A 12,725-nucleotide genomic window follows, 5' to 3' on the forward strand; every position below is an offset into this window, starting at 1 on the left:
TTTGTATTTCCTGACCGTCACTCAAATCAGTTGAGAAAGCTTTTGCTCCCACTACATGATAGAGAAGAATATCAGTTAAAGCTCCAGTTGGATCGGCAAGCAAGTCGGCTAACAAACCCTCTTCTAATGCATCAAATGCTGCATCGGTTGGTGCAAATACAGTGAATGGACCTTCTCCCTGCAGTGTTTCTACCAATCCTGCTGCTGTTACGGCTGTGGCCAATGTGGTGTGAACATCACTGCCTACTACGATGTCAACAACTGTGGCTGGACCGGGTGTGATGACTGCATCAATGACATGAACCACACCATTGTCGGCTTCAAGGTTGGCAAGAACTACGTGAGCATCATTGATGAATACGCCATCATCGGTTATACTGATTTTTGCTCGTTGTCCCTGAACGGTAGTAATAGTCATTCCATCGCTCAAATCATCGGAGAATACTTTTCCGCCGGCTACATGATAGAGTAGAATGTTGGTTAAAGCTCCTGTTGGATCGGCAAGCAAGTCGGCTAACAAACCCTCTTCCAATGCATCAAATGCTGCGTCGGTTGGTGCAAACACAGTGAAAGGACCTTCTCCCTGCAGTGTTTCTACCAAACCTGCTTCAGTAACAGCGGTGGCCAATGTGGTGTGAACGTCACTACCTGTAATGATGTCAACGACCGTTGCCGGAAGTTCTGCGTATGTCATTTGGAATGACATAAAAAATGCTAAAACTATCCCGGATAGTTTTAGAACTCTCTTTCTAAAAAAGTTGTTAATGTGTTTCATGTTTATTATTTTTTGATGAACAATAAACTATAAACACAAAGACTATAAATTTGTTCTTGCAAAACTGTTAAATTTTCGTTTTTAACGTTTTACAGCTTACAAATTTGACATTAGGAGGTTTTATTGATGCATATTCTCAGATCTTTTTTGTTATACCATACTACATTTACTCTATACCCGTACCACAATGCCTGAATTAAAAAAATTGCAATTCTTCGTTAACAGACATATATTTGAGTGCACTGAAAAAAGCAATTTGAGATTTTTTCACACAAGTTCATCCAGGAAATGGTAAATGAGGCATAGCGTTACAACCAAAAAATATGCATATACTAAGAAACATACATAAGTATAAATCGAAGATTGGTGTAGTTAAAATAACCTTTAGGACATTCTCTCAACCTAGTTGGAGGCAATTATTTAACTCATTTATTTCGAATAAACAAAAAGCAATTTGTACCGGATAACTGCTCATTAACAGCAAACAAACAAGAACAAAAAGTTAAGCGACTAATAAAATATGATGTCATCGTCCAAATAGATTCGCATGATTTTATTGTATAAAAGTTGGAACTCAATATAGACCTGAGATTAATTTCGCACAGAGAAAGCATCGACGATATAAAGCAAAACGAATTTATAAGCTATGAAAAAACTTTCCATCCTTTTGGTTCTACTTAGCCTGCTATCTGTTATTTCATTAGCCGACAATCCTGATTCAACTGATGATTATCTAGATATAGGAGGGGCTGTTCGGTTTAATATCATAAGCCAAAACTATGAAGGTCAAAAAATAGCAGAATCAACCAGTGCAACATTAGACACATGGCGTTTAAACATCGCTGCAAGATACAGCGACCTTGTTCTGGATTTTGAATACCGGTTTTACCCAACTTTCAATACACACTTTATTCACCATGGGTTTATCGGCTACAATTTCACGGACGATTTTAATATGCAATTGGGAGTGACACAGGTTCCTTTCGGGAATTTAACCTATAACTCCCATAGTTGGTGGTTTCTAATACCCTACTATATTGGCCTGGAAGATGATTACAATATGGGAGTAAAAATAGACTATAATATAAACAGTCGATTGAATCTGATGGCAGCTTACTTTCGTCAGTCAGAACCTGCCGGGCCTGCGTATGGAGAAGCCAGTTTTGGAGGCCCGGGAGCAGGAACATATTCCTATAATGTAATCCCTGATGAGGATGGTGTTCTTTCAGAATTTGGCTCCACGGCGCACCTGCGTGAGATGAATCAATACAATCTCCGATTGGGATATATGTTATTTGAAGCAACAGAAATTGGAATTTCCGGTCAAATTCAGGGATTGTACAATTCTGTATTACAAGATATCGAATATGGTCATGCATTTGCTGCTCACATCAACTCAGACTTCAACAATTTTAATCTAAAAATCCAATATACAAACTACCATTACAAAGCCAGAGATGACGAAGGGAACTTGCTTAAACGTGTTCAAATGGGTGCCTATGGCGACCCATACTACGGTGACGGAGTTGCCGCAAAAGGCAATATCTTTACTGCGGGCCTGGCATATAGCAAAGATGTTGAATGGGGGCCAATCAGCAACATACAACCCTATTTCAACTACTCCCTTATGAATAAAAATGGTAGTTTAAACGTAAACGGCAATCGATATAATTTCCAAAACACAGTAATGATGGTTCCCGGATTTCTTATTACAGCAGGAAACATATACACTTATGTGGATTGGGCTTTTGGAAAAAACCAACCATGGCTAACCGATTATTTCGGAACAGGGCTGGGTGCCGGTCATCTGGATGAAGAAGGGATACCGATACCTGTAAAAGATTTATCATGGAACAGACGTTTCAACATCAATATTGGTTACTATTTTTAGAACGTTTGCTAAAGCAAACGTCTTGTAACAATCTCAAATCACAACAATCCTGCAAAAACATTAACAAGCATTAACAGCACTCGCATAACTACTGTATTTCAAAATCTTACAGACTAAAAAGACGTAAAATTGAATTCTCGTTTACTTATATAGTTAAACCATTTGTTTATGCTATGTGTCTTTTAAGTATACCCTTATAATAAAACATTATATATCAGGGATTAATTAAAACACAATAGCGATGGATTTGAAAAGAGCAACTGTATTATTTATATCATTCTTACTCTTTAACCAAATAACTATATTCTCTCAAAACCGGGTTATCGGTTACATTAAGGATGCACAAGCAGGTTCTGCGGTAGAATTTGCCCAGGCAGCCTTAATGCAACCATCCGACAGCTCGCTTATTACAGGAGGACTCTCCGATGCCCGAGGTCGATTTGAGATTCAAACATCAAACTCAGGCGAACTCATATTACGTTTAAGTTACATAGGTTACGAAGAATTATATCAAACAATCGAGGTATCTTCCGGCACCAATCGTTTAGGCGAAATTAACCTTGCACCTGCCGTTACCGAATTGGGCGAAGTCCAGATTACAGCTGCAGCAGCTCTCTTTAGAAGCGAAGCCGATCGCCGAATCTATAACGTGGAAAATATTACCATTGCAGAAGGAGGAACAGCCGTTCAGTTACTTGAAACATTACCATCTATCCAGGTTGACGAGGAAGGAAGCATTTCCATGCGAGGCAGTGGCAATATACTGATTTATATTAACGGGCGCCCTACAAATCTCTCATCCGATGATACAGAGTCCATACTGGAACAATTTCCCGCTAATGCTATAAAAGAAGTTGAACTCATTACAAATCCTTCGGCCCGATACGATGCCGAAGGTGTTGGAGGCATCATCAACATTATTTTACGTGAACAACGCCTCCAGGGAATGAACGGACAATTCAATCTTTCACTGGGAACTGGAAACAAATATACAGCAGGTACAAATCTAAACATGCGTCAAAACAGATGGAATCATTTCCTCAGCTACTCATATCAGTACAGGGAACTTTGGGAAGAAAATGACACATGGCGCGAAACTTCACTTCCGGGATACTCTCCCATTGTGGATCAAGATTATTACACCGAAAACTTCAATCACTCACATCTTGTTCGTGTAGGGACAGAATATGAGATCAATGACAACTCGTCTGTTAGAGCATACTCATCGATAAACGCCCGCGGGCGGGACAGGGAAAGAATCTATAATATTAGAAATCTTTCGGCACCAAATATGCTTGACAGCATGTATACTCGTTTGCTGGAGGAAGATCAAAGCCGTGTAAACTATGAATTTGGCGCAGGATACAACTTCAACAACGGCAATGGTCAGATTTTGAATCTGAATGCATCTGCGGCATGGGACAGCCAGGACAGAATCGAATATTTCACTCAAAACTATTTCATTGGCGATTTGGGAGGAGAAATCTCAGAAGTCCCGGAAAAGTTTGAGGATCAGTTTTATGAAAGACCTCTTACCAGTCGCATGATGGTATTTGAAGCCGACTACGAACAAAATATCGGCAGCGCGCTTAAAATGGAAACCGGCCTAAAAGCTACTTTAAGAAATGACGACCGTTCTCAAAGCTTCGGATGGCGTCATGAAGTATCTGAGCCATACCAGGAGCGCATTTTAAATGGAATTCCGGTAAATAATCAGTTTATAAGAGATGAAAACATTTATGGTGCTTTTCTCATCTTAAGCAATAATAACAACAATGAAAACGGTACCAACCGTTTTAGCTACATGGCAGGACTTCGTGCTGAGCTTTCAGAAATTAAAACATTTCAGGAGTCCGGACTAAGATCGGGATTCCTCAATGACGACACATTTATCCCGGCTGTGGACACTTCAACAACTAATCATTATTTCGACCTTTTTCCGAGCATTTTTCTTAGCTATGAAATAAGCCCCAATCAGGATATTCAGGCCAACTACAGTCGAAGAATACGTCGTCCGGGTGTGGGTGCCATGATGCCATTTTTAAATGCACAGGATTTTTACAATTTACGATTAGGAAATCCTTATCTGGAGGCGGCATACACCAATAATTATGAATTGAATTACATCCGTGCTTGGGAGCGTTACATGGTAACAGGTAGCATCTTTCACAGGCACACCACAAACGGTATCACCCGTTTGTTTGTTCCTTTTGAACAAGGAACAATGGTTACCTGGACCAATGCAGCCACAACCAATTCCACAGGTTTCGAACTCATCAATTATTTCACCTTAAACAGTAATTTTGATGCAACGCTAACCGGAAACTATTTTTACTCCATGGTAGAAGGGCAGTTGGAAGGAAGTGAGTACAAAAACGAAAGTTATTCATGGAATTTAAATTTACTTACCAACATGAATATTCCGGGATGGTTTAGAACACAGCTATCCACCAGTTACTGGGGACCCAGAGTTATTCCACAGGGAGAAATAAAGCCAGTATTCAGTATGAATATTGGATTGCGAAGAAATGTGCTAAACAATCAGGGAACAATCAGTCTTAATGTTAGTGATGTATTCAATAGCAGAAGGTTTACACTCGAAACCAATGATGGAAATGTATATCAAAAACGAGATTTCACCCGGGAGTCACAAGTAGCTACGATCTCTTTTACGTGGCGATTCCGAAACTTTAGAGAGCAACAGGAACGTACCGGGCCAAACGGCATAGATGGTGATATTGACGGATTATTTTAAAAAATCCGTGTTCCAAAAATAAATTTCTCATTCCACCAGGGGTTACTCATGGGCGTTATCACCACACCGTTCGACGAAGATGTGTGAATAAACTCTCCATTTCCTAAATAAATGCCGGAATGAGTTATAAAATTACTGGTACGGTAAGAACGGATAAAGAAGACCAAATCGCCACGTTTAAGGTCATTCATATTCGAAATAATCTTGCCATATCTTGCCTGTTCCTGGGAGTTGTGTGGCAGCTGAATGTTATGAGCTGCAAAAACCGCCACCAACAAGCCCGAACAGTCCATGCAACGGGATGTTTTCCCTCCCATACAATGTGGTACTCCTAAATATTGTCTGGTCGAATTAATTATGGCATTGGCATTGGTATGAGAAGTCCTCAATGGCTTCTCAACTCCACCGTCCAAAAAAACATCCAACTGGCTTCTTTCTCTTGATGTATTGATATTACTATATGTATGCGAACCATAAGCCTGACGAGAACAGGAAGTCAACCCACAATGCAGAAAGAGTGTTACTAAAAAAAGGTATTTGAGAGAAATCATTACAAACTTCATCTATCTTACATACTGATTATTAATTGTAAACGAATTTGGAATGATTTTATTGGATGGTTACAAATAAAAAAGAGGCTGTCTAAAAAGTCTGTTAATAATATTCAATACTTACAATTTGTAAAACACCCTTGCTTTCACCCCTCCAAACCTCCCCCAAGTGGGAGGCTTAAAGTCTTGGGGGATCTAGGGGTGAATTATTAACGTGTAATTTACGATTTGAAAGATAAGGAAAATTTAAATTTACTTTTTAGACAGCCTCTTTCACTTTAAATCAACAAACTTCTTACAGAGCATCATAAATAGCCCGCGAAAAGTCGTTCAAATCACGAGGCACCCGAGAAGTAATCAAATTTCCATCAACCACAACAGATTGGTCAAGAAAATTAGCACCTGCAGCAACCAATTCATCTTCAACAGAGCCAACAGCGGTACAACTCTTGCCTTCCATAACTCCTGCAGTGATTAAAATCTGAGGACCATGACAAATGGCAGCAGTTGGCTTTCCGGATTTGTAAAAGTCGCGTGCAAAAGCTACTACCTCATCAATGTCCCTGAGAACTGATGGTGCATGACCACCGGGAAGTATCAGCGCGTCGAAATCATCAACAGAAACCTCTGATACTGCTTTTTCAATTTTAATGGTAAAATCGCTGTTGTAAGCTTTTACTTCGCCCCTCTCAGGTCCAATTACGGTAACTTTAATCCCACGATTGGCAAGAAACCCCATTGGCATGTAGGCTTCTCCATCATGAAATCCTTCACCAACAAGAACAGCAACACGCTTAACATCTTCTTTCTCTAATACGACAACCCTCTCTTCGGCAGTTTTACAGCCTGCAAAAAACAATATTGCGGCTGAAATAACACTCAAAAAACACTTTTTCAGTTTCATCCTTATATGTTTTAATTGTTAGGCCGGATAGCACCTGCATGATAAGTATCCATCCTGGTTTCCGTTCACGAATCATGCTCGTTTAATAAATCAAGAAAGTATTATAAGTTGTGCATTTGCACAATCACAAATTATCAAATCTCATACCAAATTAACAATAAATTAATTGACTTGCAATACTTTACAATATTTTTTAAAACATTTTTACACCTAAGTCGGCATTCAATATTACCAGAGGGTTAATAGATTGGTACGCTCCGGTTTCCGGTTTCCGGTCTACCCTGTCACCTTTCTACCATAAACCATCCCCCTCCCTCTACCCCTACCCCCTTTCAGCTGAGACTTCAGCGTGAGTGTTCGGCTGAGTTCACACCGAAGTCTTAGTCGAACGCTCAATTCGTAGCCTAAAAAGGGAACTACAACCGCACAAATCAATTTCCCCAACCCTAAACTATCAACCCAAAACTCCCAAACCCTAATTCCAGGTTCAGGTTTCCGCTCTCCCTCACAACCCTTTATGGTAAAAAAATGTAAAATGTAGTTTCTTGAATGAAAGGATTAAGTAATCGGGAAAAAATTCTTTAATTTTACGTCGAAATTTTAACAAGTGCCGTTTACGCGGCACTTTTTCTAATACAATTATAGAAACTCATACTTATGGCTGATTTCAAGTATCAAAAACCGTTTCCCATTACAAAGGATACAACACCTTATCGACTTTTAACCAAAGAACATGTCTCCACAATTGAAGTAGAAGGGCGAAAAATTCTAAAAATTGCCCCTAAAGGACTTACAATTTTGGCTCGAGAGGCAATACATGATGTTTCATTCTACCTAAGGCCAACGCATTTAGAAAAACTGGCCAATATACTTAAGGATCCTGAAGCATCGGATAACGACCGATTTGTGGCTCATACCATGCTGATGAATCAGGTTGTTTCTGCCGAAGGAGAATTGCCAACCTGTCAGGATACGGGAACGGCCATTGTTATTGGCAAAAAAGGTGAAAACGTGTGGACCGGTTCAAATGATGCTGAAGCACTATCAAAAGGTATATTCGAGACATATAAAGATAAAAATCTGCGCTACTCGCAGGTGGTACCTTTTTCAATGTTCGAAGAGAAAAACACCGGCACCAACCTTCCGGCTCAAATTGATCTTTACGCAGAAGAAGGCAACAGCTACGAATTCTTGTTTATAACAAAAGGTGGAGGATCGGGAAACAAAACATTTCTCTATCAGCAAACCAAAGCGCTCCTTACCGAAGAAGCACTGACAAAATTCATTCAGGAAAAAATCAAGGACCTGGGAACTTCTGCATGCCCTCCTTATCACCTTGCATTGGTAATTGGTGGGACATCAGCTGAGGCCAACCTTGCTACAGTTAAAAAAGCATCGGCCGGATATCTTGATCACCTTCCAACAGAGGGCAACGAAGGCGGACAAGCCTTCCGTGATCTTGAATGGGAGGCCAAAGTGCAGAAAATTTGCGAAGAGAGTACCATTGGTGCTCAGTTTGGTGGCAAATACTTTGTTCACGATGTTCGTGTTATTCGCCTTCCTCGTCACGCCGCTTCATGTCCGGTTGGTTTGGGTGTTAGCTGTAGTGCCGACCGAAACATTAAGGCAAAAATTACTGAAGAGGGAATATTTGTTGAAGCTCTGGAAAAACAACCTTCCCGATATGCTCCCGAAAGAGCTCCCGAATTGGCTCCTCCGGTAAACATAGATCTTGACCAACCAATGCAAGATGTTTTAAAGGAACTCTCAAAACATCCAGTAAAAACCAGACTCAATCTAAACGGAACTCTAATTGTAGCCAGGGATATTGCGCACGCCCAGATAAAGAAGATGCTGGACGAAGGTAAACCGATGCCTGATTACATGAAAAAACACCCGGTATATTATGCCGGTCCGGCAAAGACTCCATCCGGCATGGCATCCGGAAGTTTTGGCCCCACAACCGCCGGACGAATGGATTCATACGTTGACCTGTTTCAGAGCATGGGTGGATCGCTCATAATGTTAGCCAAAGGAAATCGCTCACAAGCTGTAACAGATGCTTGCAAAAAACATGGAGGATTTTACCTGGGATCAATTGGTGGACCTGCTGCCATTCTTGCAAAAGAGAGTATTAAATCAGTTGAAATAGTTGATTTTGAAGAATTAGGCATGGAAGCCGTTCGTAAAATCAAAGTTGAAAATTTTCCGGCTTTTATTATTGTTGATGATAAAGGAAATGATTTTTTTGCTGAACTATAATAATATTAGATCGTTAGATTTTTAGACTATTAGATGTAAGATACTGAGCACAGCGAAGTCCCGCTCAGCGGGATTAGATACAATCAATCTTCGTATTATCAGCTAATATAATAAGACGACTGCAAATTCATGTACGTTTAATAATTAAGCAAACAAAGAAGATTAACGAACTGTTAGAATAAGATTAATGATGCAAAGCCGCACGTACCACGTGCGGCTTTGCTGCTTTACAACACTTTTTTTTGAAATTTGTTTTTTATTATTTATTTTAGGATCGTAAATCAAAATCAACCTATGCCTTAACCTAAATAATGACTCAAATAACCATATATCCAATCACCCATCGACAGGAAAAGCGCATTGCTTTAAAATGCAGCATTTATGCCAAAGACAGTCCTGTAGACAACGCCATCAGAAAACTCAATGGCAGAAGATACAGCAGCACTATGAAAGTTTGGCATATTCCGTATCACGAAAACTACCAGGAGTTAATTCTATCGCATTTCGATTCCATAGAGAACCTCAATTTATCTTTTGAGCCAATCACAGATCAGGAAGTTCCTCAGATTATATCATCAGAACAGGAAGTGAGAATCATAATCAACAAAGCTGACAAACGCTTTTATGTGATTCATGGTTACTCTCCCTCCTTGTTCAAAGCGTTGTTAAATACACGCAGTGGGTTTTGGGATAAAAAAAGGAAACGATGGATATTTAAAGGTGACAATGATTTGTACCTAAAAGTTACTGGGATTATTAAGGATGAGAACCTGAAGTTTTCAACCATTAAGGAAGAAATTGAGCCGCATGACAACACAAGAAAACTTATGGCCTCATTATCTCCCGAGCAATTGAAAATACTCAGCTTTTTTAAAACTACGTTGATTTTAAAACGAATGAGTCAACGCACTCAGGAGATTTACACCAGTCGTTTCATATACTTTTTGGCCGATCATACCGGCATTGAAATTGATCATTTAACATTTAAACAGCTACTTAAATATACAAAAAGAATATCAGGTGAATTAAGTGACACACTACTAAACCAAACCATAGCAGCCATAAAGTTTTATTATGAACGCGGCCTAGGAAGAGGAAAAATGTTTTTCTCCATTAAAAAGCAAAAAGCTGCTCCAAAGAAAATTCTGTACTTAACATACTCGGAGGTCGTTGATGTTTGCCAAAACATCGAATCTGCTGAGGATAAAATGCTTTTATTTCTATGTTATCATGCCAATCTTACAATAACGCAGATCAAAGAAATTCCATCAAATTGTTGTGATATCTTTACGAACCAGTTCAAACTTCCCGGATCTGACAATGAGGCCGTTGAATACTTTAAAACTCACCTAGCCGAAATTATCCAAACATCAAATCCCAAAAACTTTCTATTTGAGCAAAATGGAAAGCCATACGATTCGGGTTCGATGAGGATAAAAATCTATCGGTTATTTGAAAAACACAAACTTGAAGCGATATACAAAAAGCAATACCAACTTATACTAAGCCATACAGACTACGGCTCAAAAACCACAAAAATGTACTTAAGTTCATTTATGAGGTTCCTTAAGCACTATGAATACAGGCATCCTGCATTCATTTCAGATGAAGAGATAAGGGATTACATGATTCTCCACAGGGAGAAATCCACTTCACACCAGGATGTATTAGTAAGCGCATTTAAGTTCTTTTTTGAAAGGGTTCACAAACAATCATTGTCAACCCAACGGGTGATGCGGCCAAGAAGAGGAAAATATCTTCCTGATTATTTCACCATTGAAGAAATTGCGGCAATTTTAAACTCCACTGATAACCCAAAACACAAGTTGATGATAGCCATAGGTTATACAGCAGGGTTAAGGCGACAGGAGATAATTAATCTGAAGATTACCGATATTGATCTGAAAAAGAATCGAATATTTATAAAGGACTCCAAAGGGCGAAAAGATAGGTATTCCTTATTCTCAAAGCAATTACATGATCTTTACGCCGCATATCTGCACGAATACAAGCCACAAACATACTTATTTGAGAGCCGAGAACCGGGGATTCAATACAGTGCCGAAAGCATGGCAAAAGTTCTAAAAAACATGGCTCGCGCGGCAGGTATCAGACGGAAAGTGAACTTGCACATGTTACGACATTCATTTGCCACACATTTGCTTGAAGACGGTAAAGACATACGATATGTTCAGGAGTTGTTGGGTCACATCAGCATTAAAACAACCGAAAGATACACACACATTGTAAATGATGCATTAACAACAGTAATAAGTCCGTTGGACAGAATGATGACAAATACAGGTTTCAGTTTTAAAAGCAAACCGAAAAAGAAATAAACAGAGTACCGTATCAAAAATCACAACAGAACATTAATTAACAACGTGATTACCTGATAACTGAGAATCACTAACAATCATACTATCAACCTGAAAATGTGACTCAGGGAAACGGAGTTGTGTCTAGCCCCACACAAGATATTTCTAACAACAGGGCAATATATTTGATAAATAATTATATTTGAAAAAGTGTTAAAAGAACAGCTCAAAATACCCTAATTAAATTATATACAAATCGACAATATAATCGTTACATCAAGCACTTACACCCCACTCCCAAAAAAACAAGATGTTTTTAACGGTAATACAGATAAAAAGACGTTGTGGTTAATTAAAAAAGAGACCTTGCAACTACGAAAAGATTGATAAAATGAAAATTCCAAAGATAAAATTGATTACTCAGCCAGAAACGGAAAACGCTAAAAAAGCAGTCGGATACGAATGGAATGATATTGCAGGTACAAGACATTATCTTGGTGGAGAACCAGACGGAATCGAGGAGAAGGATTATCCTACTTGCGATAGTTGTGGTGAAAGAATGACTTTTTACGCGCAGATTGATTCAATCGGAGATAAATATGAATTGGCTGATTGTATGGTGATTCATAATTTTGTTTGTTTTGACTGTTTCGAGGTTAAATGCCAATTAACACAAACTCTTATGTAAAGTTATGGAGCTAAAAGAGCTATATAAAAAACTTATTGACTCTGGCTGCAATAGATTCTATATCGTTGGAATAGGCGGACCTATAAATGACGATGTTGAATGTTTAGGATTACATAATGGGATATGGGAAGTTTACTATATTGAGCGAGGACAAAAAAGCAAACCTTCTTTTACAACCACTGAAAAAGACAAGGCGATAAAGTACTACCATGATTATATTTTAGGACAAGAACATTGGCATATAATTGCCTTTACAAGGTCATTAGAGAAATTTGATTCCTATAAAACAGAACTTGAAAATAATGGAGTTAAAATAATTCAAAATGACATTCCTGATTTCAAATTTACAGGAGACAGAGTATATAGACTATATGTGACAAATATGGATATTTTTAAGGCGAAGAAAATCTTTAAAGAAATTCCATATTTTGACAGAGAATTAGAAATTAACTAACCACAACATGCAATATAGCAAAAGGCGGGTTTTGTGGTTTTTTGAACCTTTCTGCCCCGCATCAAGTTTTGTAACGGTAGATAAAGACGTAGCCCGCATTCCGCCTCATGCCATATTGCCACACGTT

Annotated in this window: 9 protein-coding genes; 6 read left to right on the forward strand and 3 right to left on the reverse strand. The window is 38.9% G+C overall.

Annotated elements, in window-relative coordinates; genetic code table 11:
* Window positions 1-775 (reverse strand): fasciclin domain-containing protein (locus B5X70_RS16960; protein WP_079559101.1); only part of this gene is annotated, 775 nt, incomplete at its 3' end.
* 646 nt (window positions 776-1,421) lie between these two features.
* Here B5X70_RS16960 and B5X70_RS16965 point away from each other — a divergent pair.
* The gene (locus B5X70_RS16965; RefSeq protein ID WP_079559102.1) at window positions 1,422-2,666 is read left to right on the forward strand and encodes a hypothetical protein; all 1,245 of its coding nucleotides are present in this window, start codon (window positions 1,422-1,424) and stop codon (window positions 2,664-2,666) included.
* A 241-nt stretch (window positions 2,667-2,907) separates the two neighbouring features.
* The gene (locus tag B5X70_RS16970) at window positions 2,908-5,421 is read left to right on the forward strand and encodes a TonB-dependent receptor (protein ID WP_079559103.1); all 2,514 of its coding nucleotides are present in this window, start codon (window positions 2,908-2,910) and stop codon (window positions 5,419-5,421) included.
* Here B5X70_RS16970 and B5X70_RS16975 read toward each other — a convergent pair.
* Entirely contained in the window at window positions 5,418-5,984 is a 567-nt protein-coding gene (locus B5X70_RS16975) for a C40 family peptidase (RefSeq protein ID WP_232468330.1), read from the reverse strand. The two genes, B5X70_RS16970 and B5X70_RS16975, sit on opposite strands and share 4 nt — an antisense overlap.
* A 283-nt stretch (window positions 5,985-6,267) precedes the next feature.
* Complete coding sequence (locus B5X70_RS16980) at window positions 6,268-6,876, reverse strand: type 1 glutamine amidotransferase domain-containing protein (protein ID WP_079559104.1); 609 nt, start codon at window positions 6,874-6,876, stop codon at window positions 6,268-6,270.
* A gap of 657 nt (window positions 6,877-7,533) precedes the next feature.
* Between B5X70_RS16980 and B5X70_RS16985 the strand changes: the two genes are divergently transcribed.
* The 4 genes from B5X70_RS16985 (at window position 7,534) to B5X70_RS17000 (ending at window position 12,598) form a co-directional block, all read left to right on the forward strand.
* Window positions 7,534-9,138, forward strand: coding sequence for a fumarate hydratase (locus B5X70_RS16985; RefSeq protein ID WP_079559105.1), 1,605 nt, complete (start codon window positions 7,534-7,536; stop codon window positions 9,136-9,138).
* Between the two features lie 311 nt (window positions 9,139-9,449).
* Window positions 9,450-11,477 (forward strand): tyrosine-type recombinase/integrase, encoded by a 2,028-nt coding sequence (locus tag B5X70_RS16990; RefSeq protein WP_079559106.1) that lies wholly within the window; start codon window positions 9,450-9,452, stop codon window positions 11,475-11,477.
* Window positions 11,478-11,847: 370 nt separating this feature from the next.
* A complete protein-coding gene (locus tag B5X70_RS16995) occupies window positions 11,848-12,144 on the forward strand; it encodes a hypothetical protein (RefSeq protein WP_079559107.1) in 297 nt (98 codons plus the stop codon).
* A 4-nt stretch (window positions 12,145-12,148) separates the two neighbouring features.
* Entirely contained in the window at window positions 12,149-12,598 is a 450-nt protein-coding gene (locus B5X70_RS17000) for a hypothetical protein (RefSeq protein ID WP_079559108.1), read from the forward strand.
* The last annotated feature ends 127 nt before the right edge of the window (window positions 12,599-12,725 follow it).

Source organism: Alkalitalea saponilacus (genome assembly GCF_900168165.1).
GTDB classification, from domain to species: domain Bacteria; phylum Bacteroidota; class Bacteroidia; order Bacteroidales; family Marinilabiliaceae; genus Natronoflexus; species Natronoflexus saponilacus.

Bases quoted from the DNA above. Each gene is read 5' to 3' on its own strand.
- B5X70_RS16965 (WP_079559102.1), top strand. From the start codon at position 1,422: ATGAAAAAACTTTCCATCCTTTTGGTTCTACTTAGCCTGCTATCTGTT.
- B5X70_RS16970 (WP_079559103.1), top strand. From the start codon at position 2,908: ATGGATTTGAAAAGAGCAACTGTATTATTTATATCATTCTTACTCTTT.
- B5X70_RS16975 (WP_232468330.1), bottom strand. From the start codon at position 5,984: ATGAAGTTTGTAATGATTTCTCTCAAATACCTTTTTTTAGTAACACTC.
- B5X70_RS16980 (WP_079559104.1), bottom strand. From the start codon at position 6,876: ATGAAACTGAAAAAGTGTTTTTTGAGTGTTATTTCAGCCGCAATATTG.
- B5X70_RS16985 (WP_079559105.1), top strand. From the start codon at position 7,534: ATGGCTGATTTCAAGTATCAAAAACCGTTTCCCATTACAAAGGATACA.
- B5X70_RS16990 (WP_079559106.1), top strand. From the start codon at position 9,450: ATGACTCAAATAACCATATATCCAATCACCCATCGACAGGAAAAGCGC.
- B5X70_RS16995 (WP_079559107.1), top strand. From the start codon at position 11,848: ATGAAAATTCCAAAGATAAAATTGATTACTCAGCCAGAAACGGAAAAC.
- B5X70_RS17000 (WP_079559108.1), top strand. From the start codon at position 12,149: ATGGAGCTAAAAGAGCTATATAAAAAACTTATTGACTCTGGCTGCAAT.